The organism is Qipengyuania sp. L-5Y, from assembly GCF_056859455.1.
Window position 1 is genome coordinate 127791 of the sequence record NZ_JBSXOM010000028.1, and the last position, 17173, is coordinate 144963.

The window sequence follows — 17173 nt, forward strand, 5'->3', positions numbered from 1 at the left end:
GCAGAACATACGATGAACAAAAATATCAGACAAGCCCGATGTCGGGCGCGTCTTCCTGCTTCATGCCGACGACATGGTAGCCGGCATCGACGTGATGGGTTTCGCCGGTGACGCCCGAGGAAAGATCGGACAGGAAATAGAGGCCGGATCCGCCGACATCGTCGATCGTGACATTGCGGCGGAGCGGCGAGTTGAGTTCGTTCCACTTGAGGATGTAGCGGAAGTCGCCGATGCCGCTGGCGGCCAGCGTCTTGATCGGCCCGGCGCTGATCGCGTTGACGCGGATGTTCTGCGGACCCAGGTCGTTGGCGAGATATTTCACCGAGGTTTCCAGGGCGGCCTTGGCCACACCCATGACGTTGTAATGCGGGATGACCTTTTCCGCGCCGTAATAGGTCAGGGTAAGGATCGAGCCGCCATCGGGCATCATGGCCGCAGCCCGCTGCGCGACCGCGACGAGCGAATAGGCCGAAATGTTCATCGTCATCAGGAAGTTGTCGAGACTGGTGTCGACATATTTCCCGCGCAGTTCGTTCTTGTCCGAAAAACCGATGGCATGAACGACGAAGTCGATCGTGTCCCAGCGCGATCTGAGCGTGTCGAACGCCGTGTCGAGCGCGGCCATGTCCGACACATCGCATTCGATGAGGAAATCGCTGCCGAGCTGTTCGGCAAGGGGGCCCACGCGCTTCTTCAACGCGTCACCCTGATAGGAAAACGCCAGTTCGGCGCCGTGTTCGCGCAATTGCTTCGCTATTCCCCAGGCCAGCGATTTGTCATTGGCCAATCCCATGATCAGCCCACGCTTTCCTGTCATCAACCCGCTCATTCGGCGTGCTCCTCTTCTTGCATTTCACGGGCCAGAGAAGCCCGGCGGCGTTCGTCTTCCCGCCCGATAAAGTTCATTTCTTCCTCGGGCGTTTCGGCCAAGGCGGCGTTCAGTTCGGCGCCGATAACCACACCCAGCCCGACAAGCCAGAAAAAGAACAGCGCAATCATTACCCCGGCAAGCCCGCCGTAGGTCAGGTCGTAGGAGAAGAAGTTGCGCAGCACCGCGGGCATCAAGGTCGTTACGGCGATCCACCACAAAGTGGTGAGCAGGACGCCGGGCCATTTGGGATAACGCTTGCGCCGGTATTTCGATGGCGTGAGCGAATAGAAGATGAGGTAGAGCGAGCCAAACAGCCCGAGCGCCGGCACGATGCGCGACAGGCGCAGGTCCGACACTCGATCAACGAGCTGCGGGAAATAGGCTTCGATCACTTCCTGTGCGGTGCCGATGAGGAATTGCGCGATGAGGCTGAGCATCAGCAGGAATACCGCGCCGAGAATCACACCCGAAGAAAGCAGGCGATATTTCCAGAAGGCATGTTCGGCATGGGTGCCATAGGCACGGCGCAGAATATCGCGGATCGTCTCGATCAGGCTGCCCACCGTCCACAGGCCGACCAGCCCGCCGACCCATAAAAGCCAGCCGCTGCGCGCTTCGATCGCGTCGCGGGCGACGGGTTCGATGACATTGCCGACCACGGGCGGCATGGCGCTGAGGACGGCATTGATCGTGGCCGCGCGTTCGGCTTCTTCACCGAAGGCCGAAAAGACCGCCGCCCCCAGGATGAAGAAGGGGAAAATGGCGAGCATCGAGAGATAGGCGAGGTTGCCCGCGTGGATGAACCCGTCATTATAGGTACCGACAAGCGTACGCTTTGCCACTTCCCATGCGCGCGTGCCGGGCCCGACCTGATCTTCCAGACGATCGCGCAGGTGGCGTGCGTCCTTGCGCCGCTGTTCCGGCGACAGCGAACGAACCTCGCGGTCCTGATCTTCTACCAAGTCCTGCTGCGACAAAAACTAAATCCCGAGCTTGCTGCGCGGATCCCCATCGTCCTTCCACCCATCGAGCCGCTTGGCAAGTTCCGCGAGATCGGCGGGAAGGTGGATTTCGAGCGTCACGAGCTGATCGCCCCGGCTTCCGTTCTTGCGGGTAAAGCCCTTGCCCTTCAGGCGCAGCACGGTGCCGCTGTCGGTGCCGGCCTTGATGGTCATCATGACCGGGCCATCGACCGTGGGCACCCGGACCTTGCCGCCGTTCACTGCCTCGTCGAGCGTGATCGGCAGATCGAGCCGCACATCGTCGCCTTCGCGCCGATATACCTTGTGCCGGTCGATCGCGATGGTGACGAGGCCATCGCCCGCGCCGCCGGGACCCTGCTGACCCTTGCCCTTGAGGCGCATCTGCGTGCCGTCTTCGACACCCTTGGGCAGCTTGAGATCGATCGTCTTGCCGTCGGCCAGCGTAATGCGCTGATCCTTCAGCGTCGCTGCATCGGTAAAGGGGACACGCAGCTTGTAGCCGATATCCGCGCCCTTCTGGGGTGGCTGACGGCGCTGCTGCTGGGCGCCGCCGAATGGTCCACCTGCGCCGCCGCGCGGTCCGCGCCCGCCAAACAGGCCTTCGAAGATGTCGCCTAGATCGACTTCTTCACCGCCGAACCCCTGGAAATCTTCCGTCCGGTATCCGCGCTGACCGCCATTGGGGCGAAATCCGCCACTGCCGCCCATTCCCGCAAAGGGATTGGCCGGGTTGCCATCGCCATCGATTTCGCCGCGATCGAATTGCGCGCGCTTGTCCTTGTCGGACAGCAGATCATAGGCGTTGGTCACCTGACTGAAGCGTTCGGCCGCATTGGGATTATCCTTGTTGCGGTCGGGATGCAGTTCCTTGGCGAGCGTGCGATAGGCGCTCTTGATGTCTTTTTCGGACGCGTTACGCGCTATGCCAAGTGTGGAGTAGGGATCGGCCATGGTGTGTTAGCTAATTGCTACGCCATGCGCATGCAAGCGCGCGTGGTTTCCTGCAGAACATATTGGCGATAGAGAACATCCCATGGTCGATGGCTATTTCCTGTATATAGGCCTTGTCGGGCAAAAACGGGCTCCGGTGAATTTTGCTCCTGAACCCAGTTCCAACTTCTTCCCAGTGTAGGAAACGTCCGATGCAGAACGACACCAGCGCCATTCCGCAGAGCGACCCGTTCATGCTGTTCGAAGTGTGGTTTGCCGAGGCAAAGGAAAGCGAGCCCAACGATTCCAATGCGATGGCATTGGCCACCGCATCGCCCGACGGATTCCCGTCCGTGCGCATGGTGCTGCTGAAAGATCATGGCAGCGACGGCTTCGTATTCTATACCAATGCCGAAAGCCGCAAGGGTGAGCAGATCCGCGCCAATATGCGCGCGGCCCTGCTGTTTCACTGGAAAAGCCTGCGCAGGCAGATCCGGATAGAAGGCCCGCTGGAGGAAGTCAGCGCGGAGATGGCCGACGCCTATTTCCATTCGCGCGCCCGGGTCTCGCAAATCGGTTCCGCTGCCAGCGACCAGTCCCGCCCGCTGCCGGATCGCCAGGTCTATCTCGACCGGGTGGCCGCTCTGGAAGAACATTATCCCGAAGGCAATTTGCCGCGCCCGCAACACTGGACGGGCTTCCGGCTCAGTCCACGCCGGATGGAATTCTGGCAGGATCGCGAATTCCGCCTTCACGACCGGCGCCTGTTTTCGCGTGATAGCGCGGAAGAAGCGTGGTCCAACACGCTGCTTTATCCATGACGGCGCCCACTGCCAAACTCGCCCGTTCCGCGGCGATGGCGTCCATCACCGTGGCGGTGATACTGGTTGCGCTGAAGACCTGGGCCAGCTGGCGCACCGGATCGACGGCCATGCTCGGCAGTCTGGCCGATTCGGCACTCGACCTGATCGCCAGCCTCGCCACGCTGACCGGCGTATGGGTCGCCTCCATGCCCGCCGACGAGGACCATCGGTTCGGTCATGGCAAGGCAGAGGCACTGGCGGCGATATTCCAGGTCATGCTGATTGCGCTTTCCGCATTCGGGATCGCGGTGCGCGCCATCATGCAGCTTGCCGGGCAGCACCAGACCGCTGCCGCAGGAGACGGTATCGCCGTATCGGTGGTTGCCATTGCGCTTACCCTGGCCCTGCTCGGCTGGCAGCGTTACGTGATGAGCCGGACGCGCAGCCTGGCGATCCAGACCGATCACCTGCATTACAAGTCCGACCTGCTGCTGAACCTGTCGGTGATCGCAGCCCTGATGCTGGATCAGTATGCGGGCCTGGGCCTGGCCGATCCGCTGTTCGGCCTCGCCATTGCCGCCTGGCTCGCCTTCGGGGCGTGGCGCGGCGCGAGCGAGGCGGTGGATGCGCTGATGGACCGCGAATGGCCCGAATCGCGCCGGATCGCCTTCGTCGAGGCGGCGGCCAGGCATCCCGAGCTTTCCAACCTGCACGACCTGCGTACACGGACCAGCGGCAACCGCGATTTCGTCCAGTTCCATGTCGACCTGCCGCCGGCGATGACGATCGAGCAGGCGCACGCGATCATCGAACGGGTCGAAGAGGATTTGTGCGGACAGTTTCCGGGCATGGAACTGCTCATCCATATCGACCCGGAAGGCCATGTTGACGAACCCGGCAATCCGCTGGTCGAGGATGACGAATTCGCCAAGCTGGAGAAAGATGCGTGAGTTTGAAGCTGCCCTATTTCCATGTCGATGCCTTTGCCGAGCGCCCCTTTACGGGCAATCAGGCCGCGGTGATGCCGCTGGAGCGCTGGCTGGACGATGCGACACTGCTGGCCATCGCCGAAGAGAACAATTTCGCCGAGACCGCATTCGTCGTGCGCGATGCGAGCGGCGAGGCTGACTGGGAACTGCGCTGGTTCACCCCGACGGAAGAAGTGCGCCTGTGCGGCCATGCGACGCTTGCCAGCGGACACGCGCTGCTGATGCGCGATGGCGGCGATAAAGTGACGTTCCGTACGCGCCGGGCAGGGCTGCTCGCGGTAACCCGCGGGGCTGCCGGATATGAGCTGGCACTGCCGTTGATCCCGACCGAGCCGGACGCCTGGGCGCAGGCGGTAGACCTGTTGCGGGCGAAGCCGCAGGACGTCTGGCTCAGCCCCGATCGGTACGGCATCTATCTGTTCGAAAACGAGGAACAGGTGCGTGCGCTGGACCCGGATCTGCGCGGTCTGGCCGCGCTGGGGAACGACCAGTTCATCTGCACGGCGCCGGGTCTGGAAACCGATGTGGTGAGCCGGGTTTTCGTGCCGGGCGGCGGCGTGGATGAAGACAGCTTCACCGGGTCGGCCCACGCCGCGCTGACCTATTTCTGGACCGAGCGGCTGGGGCGGAACAGCTTCACTGCGTTCCAGGCATCGAAACGTGGCGGGCATGCCGTTTGCCGCCGGGACGGGGACAGGGCGATCCTGTCCGGATCCTGCATCACCGTGGTCGAAGGCAGTTTCGTCCTGCCCTAGCTTGCAGGATAGAGTTCGATCACGTCGGCCAGTTGCTGGAGCATGGCCTTGCGTTCTTCGGCGTTGGAATGGCCGAGCCGGACGACGGTGAGTTTCTGTGCTGGCGAGACGAAGACATACTGACCCATGTGACCGATCAGCGAGAAGGCGCTGTGCGGAGCACGATCGGGAAAGAGCGGGTGTTCCTCGCCTTCGGGAAGGGGGCGGTTGAGCCAGGTCTGAAGCCCGTATTGCGGGCTGCGCGGGCTGGGTTCGACCATTTCATCCACCCACTGGCGCGGGACGAGCTGCTCGCCGCGATAGGATCCCTTGTTGCGCAGCAATTCCCCGAATTTCGCCCAGTCGCGCGCGGTCGCATGAATCAGGCTGCCGCCGATCAGTGTCCCCGCACGGTCGAATTCGGGCACGGCGCTGGTCATGCCCAGCGGTTCGAACAATCGCGCCTTGAGATAATCGGCCACCGCCTTGCGCCGCACGTCGGGATCCTTGCTGTCGGTCAGGGCGCGGGCCGCGATCGCGGCGAGAATCACGGTGGTGTTGGAGGAATATTCGAATTTTTCGCCGGGTTCCGCCTCCAGCGGCTGGGCGGTGGCGTAATCGGCCATGTCGTCGCGCCCGTCGAGGAACAGCATGCGCACTTCGCCGCTTTCCCACGGCGGATCGCCGGCTTCGGTGTGTTCGAGGCCGCTGCGCATCTGGAGCAGATGGCGCAGGGTAATCTCGGCACGCGGATCGCCGGTGCGCTGCCAGCGCGGGACCGGGGCGGGGGCATCGAGCCGCAGCTGCCCGTCCGCCACCAGCATGCCGATCATCACGGCGGTGACCGTCTTGGCCATCGACCAGCTGACGAAGCGCGTATCCTTGTCATAGCCCGGGGCGTAGCGTTCCAGCGCCAGCTTTCCGCCATGGTAGACCACCAGCGCGCGCGTTTCGCCGAGCCCGTCCAGCGTGAACAATTCGTCCGCCGCGCGGGCAAGGGCCTTGGTCGGGGCGCCGGGATCCTTGCTCACCGCGGCCAGAGCCTCATCGCTCAGCGGGGGTTCTTCGACCGGACCCGGCGAGCCGCAGGAGACGAGGCTTGAGGTGGCGAGGGCAAGCGCGATAAGGGGGGCGAAATGCAGGGTCATGGCCCAGCGTCACTCGCACGAAGGAATCCCGCTTGGCAACGGCCAAAACACACTCCCGCAACCCGCGCCGCTGGCTGTGGCTGATCCTGCTGGTTGCCGCGCTGCTGGGCGCCGCCTGGCTGGCGTGGGGCGATGGCCTGCGCAAGACGGGCGCCACCGGATCGGCCTATGCCGCGCGGGTCGCCTGTTCGTGCCGCTTCGTGGCCGGACGCAGCCTGGACGATTGCGCCAAGGACAAGCTGGACGGCATGGAACTGATCTCGCTGAGCGAGGATGCCGAAGCGAAGAGCGTAACAGCGTCCATCCCGCTCATCGCGTCCGACACCGCGACGTACCGCGAAGGCTACGGCTGCCTGTTGCAGGAGTGGCAGGACTAGGCGGCGACCTGCGTGGTCGAATGGATCCAGCCGCCACCGACGACCCTGTCACCGGCATAGATCACCGCCGCCTGGCCCGGAGCCACGCCGAATTCGGGCTGGGCGAAGCGTATCGCCACGGGCTGGCCGTCGCCCAGCGAACCGTCGAGCACGATCGGCACCGGCTTGGCGAGACTGCGGACCTTGGCCGTCAGCGGCACGTCGGGAAGCGGGCCGATGCGATTGGTCTCGATGATATGCGCTTCGGCCACCGCCAGCATGCGCTTGGGGCCGACCTTGACCTGCGCTTCGGCGGCATCGATGCCGACGACATACAGGGGTTCGGGCTGGCCGCCGATTTCGAGACCCCGGCGCTGGCCGACCGTGTAGTGGATGACGCCCTTGTGTTCGCCCAGGGTTTCGCCCGTGGCGGCATGGACGATCGCGCCCGGCCGTGCGCCTTCGGGCCGCATCTTCTTGACGATCTTGGCGTAATCGCCGTCCGGAACGAAGCAGATGTCCTGGCTGTCGGGCTTGGCTGCGTTGCGCAGGCCCGCCCCTTCGGCAAGATCGCGCACATCGGTCTTGGGCATGCCGCCCAGCGGGAAGCGCAGGAAATCGAGCTGGTCGTCGGTCGTGGCGTAAAGGAAATAGGACTGGTCGCGCGCAAGATCGGCCGCGCGGTGCAATTCGGCCCCGGCCGGGCCCATGACGCGCCGGACATAATGGCCCGTAGCGAGGCAGTCCGCCCCCAGTTCGCGCGCCATGTCGAGCAGATCGGTGAACTTGGGCCCCATGTTGCACCTGATGCAGGGCACCGGCGTGCGTCCGGCGAGGTAATCGTCCGCGAATGTTTCGACCACGTCTTCGCGAAAGGCGCTTTCGTGATCATGCACGTAATGCGCGATGCCGAGACGTTCGGCGACCGCGCGCGCATCGCGAATGTCGTCCCCGGCGCAGCACGCACCCTTGCGCCCGGTTGCCGCGCCATAGTCGTAGAGCTGCAGCGTGATGCCGATGACTTCGGCCCCGGTGCGCGCCGCGAGCGCTGCCACGACGGAACTGTCCACGCCGCCCGACATGGCGACGACGATACGGCATTCGGAAGCCGGCCGCGGCAGGTCGAACAGTGCAGCGGCCTGGTCCGGCGATAGGGTTTCGGTTGCGTGCATTGCCGCCCCATACACGGCTTGCGCGCCTGCCACCAGTAGGACCCCGTAAGGCCCACAATCATGGTTTCACGGATCGTTTACCATGGCGCGCTATCCATCTTGCATGTTCGAGGGGCACATCAACAGGGCGCAGGTCCAGGATCAGCGTGAAACTACGGTTTTGCGGCAGTTCCGCTGGACCGATCTGGTCGCAAAACTCGCCGCGACTCGCGATTTGCGAGACGAATTGGGCAAGGTCGGCGGCGGCTTCAACGCATTCGGCGAAGCTCGCCGCGAGGTCGGCGAGGAAAGTAAACCGGCGTTTAACCATGAAGATTTAAGCCATGGCAAACCCACCGGGTTAAGTGCTGCGGATGCCGCAAGCGATGCGGTGCACGGCGATAGAGAGAACAAATGATCGAAAACCAGGACATCCGCCCTGCACAAGTTATCGGCCCCCTCGGGGAGCCGCTGACCGTTGACGACTTGCCTTCACCCAAGACGAAGCGCTGGGTCGTGCGCCGCAAGGCGGAGGTCGTGGCTGCCGTGAACGGCGGTCTGCTGACCATCGATGAAGTGCTCGAACGCTATTCGCTCAGCCTCGAGGAATTCGCGTCATGGCAGCGGTCGGTCGACCGTTCGGGCATGCAGGGCCTGCGGGTAACGCGCATCCAGCATTATCGCGACCTCTACGAGCGTCAGCTGAAATATTGATCCCGGCCGGTTCCCTGGGATCGCTCCGCGGGAACCAAACACCCACCCACACGCTCATCTTGCATTCCTGCACCCAACGCAGGGAACCGTATGACACGACGGTCCGTTGAAGGGCCAAAGGGTTTGACGGGGTAAACAGGAGGAATTGTAATGGGTTGGATTATCGCAATCATCGTCGGCGGTATCATCGGCTGGCTCGCAAGCCTTGTGATGAACCGTGATGCCTCGATGGGCATCTTCTGGAATATCATCGTTGGCATCGTCGGGTCGTTCATCGGCGGCTTCATCGGCTCGCTCATCGGTATCGGCGCGACGCTGACCGAATTCAGCGTACCGGGCCTCCTGATGTCGCTGCTGGGCGCAATCGTGCTTCTCGGCATCGCCAATATGGTTCAGCGCGGACGCGTCCGCTAAGCCGAACGATACACTTATTTCGCGAAGGGCGGGGCGCTACCAGGCGCTCCGCCCTTTTCGTGTCTGCTCCACGTTGTGGTTTGACGGTGACATTCGTCAAGCCATGCATGCCATCGGTCGAACCCTAGATTGCCCTAATCATGACCCTGTTATATCGCCCGGATTGCGAAAATCTTGCGCTAAGTGATATAGGCATGTAATACACCGCATATCCGTGGCGCTACTGGGGCAGGGAAAAGATGAACTACGAATCTGGAGTGATGGCTGAAAAGGGCGAGCCGATTGCGGTCGAACTCGACCGTGAGTCCGCCGAATTCGAAGGGTCCGCGCGCAAGAAGCGCCGGATCATCATCATTGCTGCTCTGCTCGTTCTTGCCGTGGCGATCGTGGCGTTCTTCGTCCTGCGCGGCGCGGGCACGACGACGCCGGCGGGTGACGAAAATGCACAGGCGCCGACCGTGACCGTGATCACCCCCGGCCGGACGACGGTCGATGGCGAAATCACAGCCACGGGTACTTTGTCTGCGCGCCGCGAAATGCCTGTGGGCGTTGTCGGTGAAGGCGGCCGCGTCGTGTCCGTTCCGGTGGAAGCCGGCGACTGGGTCCGCAAGGGACAGGTGCTCGCGAGCATCGACCAGTCCGTACAATCTCAGCAGGTCCAGAGCGCCGCGGCCAATATCCAGGTGGCCCAAGCCGATGCAAATCTGGCGCAGGCCAATCTCGACCGTGCGCTCCAGCTGGTCGATCGCGGCTTCGTTTCAAAGGCGGATGTCGATCGTCTGACGGCCACACGCGATGCTGCGGTCGCCCGCGTCCGCGTAGCGCAGGCACAGCTCGGCGAATTGCGCGCCCGCAACGCCCGCCTCAATATCGTCGCACCCGATTCCGGCTATGTCCTGGAGCGCAGTGTCGAAACCGGCCAGACGGTCAGCGCAGGGGCCGCCCCCCTGTTCCGCATCGCGCGCGGCGGCGAAATGGAAATGCTGGCTCGTCTGAACGAAGATGCTCTCAGTTCCATCTCTGTCGGAACAAGAGCGCAGATCCGCCCTGTCGGCACCAACCAGCTTTATACCGGGCAGGTCTGGCAGCTTTCGCCCACGATTAGCCCTGAAGACAGGCAAGGCACTGTGCGCATAGCGCTGTCTTACGCTCCCGGGCTTCGGCCGGGTGGATTTGCTACCGCGACCATCTCCAGCGGCACCGTCGTTGCCCCGATCCTGCCGGAAAGCGCCGTCTTGTCCGATCGCGAGGGGCCATACGTCCTGATCGTCAATGCCGAAAACAAGGCGGAGCGTCGTCCGGTCACGACAGGTACGGTTACTTCGAAGGGCATCGTGATTACCGACGGTCTTACGGGCAGTGAAAAAGTCGTGCTGCGTGCCGGTGGGTTCCTGACCGAAGGCGAAACCGTGAAGACGCGCGCGGCCGAGGCCGAGTGAGCGGAGACAAGTAGATGAGCTTCCGGAACATTTCTGCCTGGTCGATCCGCAATCCTGTCATTCCGCTGGTCGCGTTCACCGCCCTCCTGCTTGCGGGACTGATCAGCTTTGCCCGCATGGATGTGGTCAACAATCCGGACATCGAATTTCCGGCGGTCAGCGTATCGATTTCCCAACCCGGCGCGGCACCGACCGAAATCGAAAACCAGATTACGCAACTGGTCGAATCCGCCGTTCGCTCGATCAACGGGGTCAATTCGATCAATTCGACGGCGAGCGAGGGTAATTCCAATACTTTTATCGAGTTCGAGATCGGTACGGACCCGAACGACGCCGTTGCCGAGGTTAAGAACGCGGTCGACCAGATCCGCGGGTCTCTGCCTGACGGGATTATTGAACCGCGCGTAACCAAACAGGAAGTCTCCGGCGGCTTCCTGGCGATCTATGCCGTCGAAGCGGACGACATGACGATCGAAGGCTTGAGCTGGTTCATCGACGATAATGTCGCCAAGCAACTCCTGAGCATCGAAGGCATGGCGGAAGTCAGCCGGTTCGGTGGAGTGGATCGCGAGATAGAAGTCATCCTCGACCTGCCGAAGATGCAGGCGTTGGGTGTTACCGCGAGCCAGATCAACGGAGTGCTGCGGCAAAGCAACATCGATGCGGCTGGTGGCGCGACCGAAGTCGGCGGCACCAAGCAGTCGGTTCGCGTGCTCGGCAATAGCGAAGACGCCTATGCGCTGAGCCAGCGCCAGATTCAGCTGGGTGGCGGCCGCACCGTCAAGCTCGCCGATGTCGCCAAGGTGCGCGACGGATATTCCGAACGGACGTCGATCAGCAAGGTCGGGGACAAGGAAGTCGTCAATTTCGCCATGAGCCGCGCCAAGGGCGCTTCGGACGTCACCGTCTATGAAGACGCTCTCGAAAAGATCAAGGAGATCGAAGCCGAAAATCCGGGTGTGAAGTTCATCCCGCTGTTCAACACGGTGAAATACACCAAGGAGCAGTACGAAAGCGCTATGGCCGCGATGATCGAGGGCGCCATCCTCGCCGTGGTAGTGGTGTTCTTCTTCCTGCGCGACTGGCGGGCAACGGCGATTTCGGCCGTCGCCATTCCGTTGTCGGCTATCCCGACATTCTGGTTCATGGATCTGCTCGGGTTCAATCTGAACCAATTGTCCCTTCTCGCCCTGGCCCTGGTGGCAGGGGTGCTGGTGGACGATGCGATCGTCGAGATCGAAAACATCGTCAGACACATGCGCATGGGCAAGACGGCCTATCAGGCATCGATCGATGCTGCCGATGAAATCGGACTGCCGGTGGTCGCTACCAGCTTCTGCATCGTTGCGGTCTTCTTCCCCGTCGGCGCCATGCCCGGTATTTCGGGTCAGTTCTTCAAGAATTTCGGCTTCACCGTCGTCGTCGCCGTCCTCATGTCGCTGGCCGTCGCCCGTATGATCACGCCGATGCTCGCCGCCTATTTCCTCAAGGCCCATGGCGAAGCCGCGCACGGTGAAGGTCCCTTGATGGACCGCTATATGAACGTGCTGCGGTGGTCGCTCGATCGGGGCAAGATGTATGCTGCGCGCGAAGGGCTTGAAGGACCGCGCCATCGCTGGCTCTACGTCCTGTCCCTGTTGCTGGTCGTGCTGCTCGCCCTGGCCGTTTCCGCCGGTGTCACGATGACGGTTTCGGGATTTTTGCAGGGGTTCGGCATTTCGGCCATGATCGCTGGCCCCAATGCCAGCCTGCCTGCTGAAATCCTTTCAAAACTTGTCGGCGTGATCCAGCTTGCGCTGGCCCTCGCTGCCGGACTGCTGGCCACACTGGCCGCCTTCGCAATCCTCGGTTTCGTTGTTCGGCGTTTCGGCGATCACATGGCGCAGGTGTGGCAATATCTCCGTGCCCGCTTCCTCGATCACCGGGTGTGGATGCTGGGTGTCGGCTATTTCGCGTTGCTGCTGACCATCCTGCTGTTCGGCATCGTGCCCTCACAGTTCCAGCCGAATATCGACGATGACAATAGCCGGATCGAAATCGAGATGGTCCCGGGGACCACTCTCGAGACGACCGAACGGGTAGCCGATCAGGTCGCGGCGATCCTTTACGAACAGCAGGAAGTCGACCGGGCGCTTGAACGCGTGCGCGAAGGGCAGGCGACGATTTACATCACGCTGCGCCCCGACCGTGAACGTACCTCCATTCAATTTGAACGAGCCCTGGCCCCGACCTTTGCGCAGATCGCCGATGCGCGCGTCCGGTTCGCGTCGCAATCGGGTGGATTCGGGTCTGGCCGCGATATGACCGTCATGCTTGCCGGGTCGGATCCGGAACTTCTCAACGAAACCGCTGCCAAGCTGGTCGAACAGATGAAGGGCATCGACATGCTGGTTGCGCCGCGCATCAGCGCGGACATCAACCGCCCCGAACTGATCATCACCCCGCGCGAGAACATTGCCGCGGAACTCGGTGTGACGACCGTCGCGCTGAGCCAGACGATCCGCATCGCGACCATGGGCGAGATCGAACAGAATGCCGCCAAGTTCTCGCTCTCCGATCGCCAGATTCCCATCCGGGTCAAGCTGCCGGAGCAATCGCGCGAAGATCTGACCACCATCCGTAATCTGCCGGTCCAGACCGCCAGCGGCGGGTCGGTGCCGCTGTCCCGCGTTGCCGACATTACCTTCGGTTCGGGTCCGACCACGATCCAGCGTTACAACCAGAACCGCCGCGTTCTTGTCGGCGCCGATCTGGCGCAGGGCGTGGTGACGGGCGAAGCGCAGGCGAAGATCGATGCCTTGCCAATCCTGCAGGATCTCCCGCAGGGGGTGAATCGCGACGTCGTCGGTCAGGACGAATGGCAGGCTGAGCTCATGACCAGCCTGACAATCGCCATCGCATCGGGGGTCCTGCTCGTGTTTGCCGTCCTGGTGCTGCTCTACAAGCGCCTGATGAGCCCGCTGGTCAACATGACCAGTCTCGCTCTGGCTCCCCTCGGCGGCATTCTGCTGGTGTGGTTGTTCGGCCAGCCGCAATCGATGCCGGTCTACATCGGTATCCTGCTGTTGCTGGGCATCGTGTCGAAGAACTCCATCCTGCTGATCGACTTCGCCATCGAGGAAATGGACAAGGGCACGCGCAAGCTGCACGCCATCATCGATGCCGGTCACAAGCGTGCACAGCCGATCGTCATGACGACGGTCGCGATGACCGCCGGCATGGTGCCGACGGCCCTGTCGGGCGTGTTCGGCGGCGGCGACGGGGCATGGCGCGCGCCGATGGGTACCGTGGTGATTGGCGGACTGATCCTGTCGACGATGCTTACGCTGCTTATCGTGCCGGCAGGGTTCAGCCTTGCCGACGGCTTCGAAAAGCGGGTTGGCCCGTGGCTGCGCACCCGCATGCTGACGTACAAGGAAGGCGATGATACGCGCGGGATCGTGCGGAACGGCTCGCAAGAGCCGGGGGTCGAACCCGCGGAGTGAAGGGCCGCTCGCCAGCGGGTCTGCCTTCCGGAGACCCTCCGATAGCGGCAGACCGTGCGCGCACCATGCGGCGCACGGCAACCGGGCTCATCGTGCTGATGGCCGCGCTGTTCCTTTGGTCCGGTCGCTTTCTCGAGGCGCATCCGGCCTGGGGCTATCTCCACGCCTTTGCCGAAGCGGCCATGGTCGGCGGCCTTGCCGACTGGTTCGCCGTGACCGCGCTGTTTCGCCGCCCTCTCGGCCTGCCGATACCGCATACGGCGATCATTCCGGAGAACAAGGACCGCATCGCCGACACGATGGCAGGCTTCCTGCGCGAAAACTTTCTGACGCCAGCCGTTGTCGGCCGGCGGATGGGCTCGATGAACCTGGCCCACGCCGTCGGCAGTTACCTGGCAGATCCCGGCGCGATGAAGGATTCGCGTATCCGTTCGGGGGCGGGGGAACTTGCCGTCGAAGTACTCGAATCGCTCGATCCGGAACGGCTCGGCACACAGGTCCGCAGCGGGATAAAGACCCAGCTCGGCAAGCTCGAAGTGGCGCCGTTACTGGGCGGCATGCTCGACGCGATGATCGCCGACGGGCGCCACAAGCCGCTGATCGACAAGATCATCCGCTGGGCCGGCCTGGTACTCGAAGACAACGAAACGATGGTGCGCGACATGGTGCACAAGCGCGCCAACGCCGTACTGCGGTTCACCGGCCTCGACGAGCGGCTCGCCAATTCGGTGCTCGACGGGCTCTACAAGCTGCTGGCGGAGGTTCTGGTCGATCCCGAGCATCCTCTCCGCAGCAAGGTGGAGGAAGGCCTGCACGAGCTCGCCAGGGGCCTGCGCGAAGATCCGGAGATGCGGGAGCGTGTGGAGCGCATGAAGAACGAACTGCTCGACAATCCGGCCATCGGCGAATGGTGGCAGGGTGTGTGGGAAAGGCTGCGGGCCAATCTGATCACGTCGATCCGCAATTCCAATGGACCGGGCGGCGGTTATCTCGGTGAGACGCTGGGCGAACTGGGCGCCGCTCTGCGCGACGATGCGCGGCTGCAACGCCAGGTCAACCGCTTCGCCCGCCGTACCGCGGTCGGTGTCGCCACCCGTTATGGCGACCAGATCGTGCGGCTGGTATCGGAAACCGTTCGCCGCTGGGACGCCCGGACGATCACCGATCGGGTAGAGGGCGCCGTGGGGCGCGACCTCCAGTTCATCCGCATAAACGGTACGATGGTGGGCGGATTAGTCGGCGTGACGATCCATACACTCGAGGCGATATTCTAACGGTTAGAACTCATTCGGTAGAGCACTCGTTGAATTGCGTAAGATGCCATCGCGCGCCCATCCATGTCTGTCGCAGGTTCGAACTTCGCATCCTTAAGCATGACACGGCACGCCTCGGTATCGAACAAGTCTGCCTGCGTCAGGCTTGTAATATGGCATTTGCTTACCGTGCCGTCGGCTTCGACCATCGCGCGAATTAGCAAATCTGCCTGTGCGCCTCTCGAAAGTGCCTGCGAGGGATAGTGGCGCTGGATTTGCATCGCAACAAGGTTCAAGTTTGTCAGGATGGGTGCAGTTTTTCGCTTGCGAAGCAATTCTGGATCGCCGCCCCAATAGGTGACCAAGTTGACCATGCAGGTATTCATTGCTTCGTATACGGGCTTGAGATTGCCTAATTTAAGCTGATAGCTCCGATTGCCCCGAGACAGTCTCACCCATTCAACCGAAGCCCCTTCGTTAGGATCCAGATGTGGTAGACCGATTGGCTCTTCCTCGTCGGATTCGGCGTTCGATTCGGAATCTTCAAATCCGGTCCCGCGAACGGCATCCCCGAAACCTGATATTGTTAAACCAATGTCCGATCGGGTGATGTAAGGATCGAAACCAGGTCCGAACTGGGTTGTGAACTTCGATCCGAGGCGGGTGACTATCCCGCCCCCGACGATCCAATGGAGGCTTTCAGAAGGCTCCACCTGCTCCAGATAAAGTGCCGTCTCAGTTTCGCCTTCACCGAAAATCCGGCCGATCCGGCAGCGGGTATCCCCGTAATCGAGTTGCCACTGCGACGATGGTTCGAGGACCATACTATCCGGAGCGCTTGCAAGAACAGGTTGGGATGTGGCGACCACGGCCAGAAAGATGGATAACCTCGAAACATGATGAAACAAAAAACCCTCCCGCAACAATGCGCTGCGGGAGGGTACATAAACATTATGTCAATTCAATCAGAGCTTTTCAGTAAGCTCCGGCACCGCCTTGAACAGGTCGGCCACCAGGCCGATGTCCGCGACCTGGAAGATCGGGGCGTCCTCGTCCTTGTTGATGGCGATGATGGTCTTGGAATCCTTCATGCCTGCAAGGTGCTGGATCGCGCCTGAAATACCGATGGCGATATAGACTTCCGGTGCGACGATCTTGCCGGTCTGACCGACTTGGTAATCGTTCGGAACGTAGCCCGCATCGACGGCTGCGCGGCTGGCACCGATCCCGGCACCGAGCTTGTCGGCGAGCGGGGTGATGATCTGTTCGAAGGTTTCGGAATCCTTCAGCGCACGGCCGCCCGACACGATGACCTTGGCACTCGTCAGTTCGGGACGATCGCTTTCGGCGATTTCTTCGCTGACGAAAGTCGAAAGACCGGCATCGGTAGGCCCCGAAACCTCTTCGACACTTGCCGAGCCGCCTTCGGCAGCGGCCTTTTCGAAGGCCGTACCGCGCACGGTGATCACCAGCTTCTCGTCGGACGATTCGACGGTCGCGATCGCGTTCCCGGCATAGATCGGGCGGGTGAAGGTCTTGTCGCCTTCGACCGAAAGGATGTCAGAAATCTGCATCACGTCGAGCAGCGCGGCGACACGCGGGGCGATGTTCTTGCCCGTGGTTGTTGCAGGCGCCACGAACGCATCGTGATGGCCCATCAGATCGGCCACCAGCGGGGCAACGTTTTCCGGCAGCGCATGCTCGTAGGCCGCATCGTCTGCGAGATGGACCTTGCCCACGCCTTCGATCTTGGCGGCTTCGTCGGCGACCGCGCGGCAGCCCGAGCCTGCGACCAGCAGGTGGACTTCACCCAGCTTGCCGGCAGCGGTTACGGCGGCGAGCGTCGCATCGGCGAGGCTCTTGTTGTCGTGTTCGACCCAAACGAGGGTTTTCATATCTGTCT

Annotated in this window: 17 protein-coding genes; 10 read left to right on the forward strand and 7 right to left on the reverse strand. The window is 62.3% G+C overall.

The genetic code is table 11. The annotated features are described in order from the left end of the window. Window positions 1-25: 25 nt before the first annotated feature. The 3 genes from fabI to AC13F2_RS08130 are packed head-to-tail and all read right to left on the reverse strand — an operon-like array spanning window position 26 to window position 2805. The gene (gene fabI / locus AC13F2_RS08120; RefSeq protein WP_482965051.1) at window positions 26-829 is read right to left on the reverse strand and encodes an enoyl-ACP reductase FabI; all 804 of its coding nucleotides are present in this window, start codon (window positions 827-829) and stop codon (window positions 26-28) included. After that, window positions 826-1848, reverse strand: a complete 1023-nt coding sequence (locus AC13F2_RS08125; protein ID WP_103024683.1) for a YihY/virulence factor BrkB family protein — start codon at window positions 1846-1848, stop codon at window positions 826-828. The genes fabI and AC13F2_RS08125 overlap by 4 nt, the downstream gene beginning before the upstream one ends. 3 nt (window positions 1849-1851) lie before the next feature. Further along, the gene (locus tag AC13F2_RS08130) at window positions 1852-2805 is read right to left on the reverse strand and encodes a DnaJ C-terminal domain-containing protein (RefSeq protein ID WP_482965052.1); all 954 of its coding nucleotides are present in this window, start codon (window positions 2803-2805) and stop codon (window positions 1852-1854) included. 191 nt (window positions 2806-2996) lie between these two features. Between AC13F2_RS08130 and pdxH the strand changes: the two genes are divergently transcribed. From pdxH to AC13F2_RS08145, 3 genes are read left to right on the forward strand one after another with little or no spacing between them, the layout of a single operon-like run. Then, window positions 2997-3605, forward strand: coding sequence for a pyridoxamine 5'-phosphate oxidase (gene pdxH, locus AC13F2_RS08135; protein WP_196847309.1), 609 nt, complete (start codon window positions 2997-2999; stop codon window positions 3603-3605). Next, on the forward strand, window positions 3602-4537 hold the full coding sequence (locus AC13F2_RS08140) for a cation diffusion facilitator family transporter (protein ID WP_482965053.1): 936 nt from the start codon (window positions 3602-3604) through the stop codon (window positions 4535-4537). Before pdxH ends, AC13F2_RS08140 begins: the two co-directional genes overlap by 4 nt. A gap of 2 nt (window positions 4538-4539) precedes the next feature. Beyond that, entirely contained in the window at window positions 4540-5331 is a 792-nt protein-coding gene (locus AC13F2_RS08145; RefSeq protein ID WP_221597429.1) for a PhzF family phenazine biosynthesis protein, read from the forward strand. Here AC13F2_RS08145 and AC13F2_RS08150 read toward each other — a convergent pair. Continuing rightward, window positions 5328-6458 carry a serine hydrolase domain-containing protein gene (locus AC13F2_RS08150; RefSeq protein ID WP_482965054.1) on the reverse strand — a complete coding sequence of 377 codons (1131 nt, stop codon included), beginning with the start codon at window positions 6456-6458 and terminating at the stop codon, window positions 5328-5330. The two genes, AC13F2_RS08145 and AC13F2_RS08150, sit on opposite strands and share 4 nt — an antisense overlap. A gap of 32 nt (window positions 6459-6490) precedes the next feature. Here AC13F2_RS08150 and AC13F2_RS08155 point away from each other — a divergent pair, with 32 nt between their 5' ends. Further along, on the forward strand, window positions 6491-6835 hold the full coding sequence (locus AC13F2_RS08155; RefSeq protein ID WP_196847311.1) for a hypothetical protein: 345 nt from the start codon (window positions 6491-6493) through the stop codon (window positions 6833-6835). On the opposite strand, the gene mnmA is transcribed toward AC13F2_RS08155, so the two are convergent. Beyond that, on the reverse strand, window positions 6832-7986 hold the full coding sequence (gene mnmA, locus AC13F2_RS08160) for a tRNA 2-thiouridine(34) synthase MnmA (protein WP_482965055.1): 1155 nt from the start codon (window positions 7984-7986) through the stop codon (window positions 6832-6834). The genes AC13F2_RS08155 and mnmA overlap by 4 nt on opposite strands. 82 nt (window positions 7987-8068) lie before the next feature. Between mnmA and AC13F2_RS08165 the strand changes: the two genes are divergently transcribed. From AC13F2_RS08165 to AC13F2_RS08190, 6 genes are all read left to right on the forward strand, one after another. Next, on the forward strand, window positions 8069-8383 hold the full coding sequence (locus tag AC13F2_RS08165) for a hypothetical protein (RefSeq protein ID WP_482965056.1): 315 nt from the start codon (window positions 8069-8071) through the stop codon (window positions 8381-8383). Next, complete coding sequence (gene sciP, locus AC13F2_RS08170) at window positions 8380-8679, forward strand: CtrA inhibitor SciP (protein WP_103024674.1); 300 nt, start codon at window positions 8380-8382, stop codon at window positions 8677-8679. The genes AC13F2_RS08165 and sciP overlap by 4 nt, the downstream gene beginning before the upstream one ends. A 150-nt stretch (window positions 8680-8829) precedes the next feature. Further along, window positions 8830-9093, forward strand: coding sequence for a GlsB/YeaQ/YmgE family stress response membrane protein (locus AC13F2_RS08175; RefSeq protein ID WP_103024673.1), 264 nt, complete (start codon window positions 8830-8832; stop codon window positions 9091-9093). A gap of 239 nt (window positions 9094-9332) precedes the next feature. Continuing rightward, window positions 9333-10532, forward strand: a complete 1200-nt coding sequence (locus AC13F2_RS08180) for an efflux RND transporter periplasmic adaptor subunit (RefSeq protein WP_103024672.1) — start codon at window positions 9333-9335, stop codon at window positions 10530-10532. 14 nt (window positions 10533-10546) lie between these two features. Beyond that, the gene (locus AC13F2_RS08185) at window positions 10547-14017 is read left to right on the forward strand and encodes an efflux RND transporter permease subunit (protein WP_482965057.1); all 3471 of its coding nucleotides are present in this window, start codon (window positions 10547-10549) and stop codon (window positions 14015-14017) included. A gap of 65 nt (window positions 14018-14082) precedes the next feature. After that, the gene (locus AC13F2_RS08190; protein ID WP_482965058.1) at window positions 14083-15291 is read left to right on the forward strand and encodes a DUF445 domain-containing protein; all 1209 of its coding nucleotides are present in this window, start codon (window positions 14083-14085) and stop codon (window positions 15289-15291) included. Here the strand turns inward: AC13F2_RS08190 and AC13F2_RS08195 are convergent. Both AC13F2_RS08195 and AC13F2_RS08200 read right to left on the reverse strand, forming a co-directional pair. Then, window positions 15288-16094: an energy transducer TonB gene (locus tag AC13F2_RS08195; protein WP_482965059.1), complete on the reverse strand. Its 807-nt coding sequence runs from the start codon at window positions 16092-16094 to the stop codon at window positions 15288-15290. The two genes, AC13F2_RS08190 and AC13F2_RS08195, sit on opposite strands and share 4 nt — an antisense overlap. Before the next feature lie 141 nt (window positions 16095-16235). Beyond that, entirely contained in the window at window positions 16236-17165 is a 930-nt protein-coding gene (locus tag AC13F2_RS08200; protein ID WP_103024668.1) for an electron transfer flavoprotein subunit alpha/FixB family protein, read from the reverse strand. Between the last annotated feature and the right edge of the window lie 8 nt (window positions 17166-17173).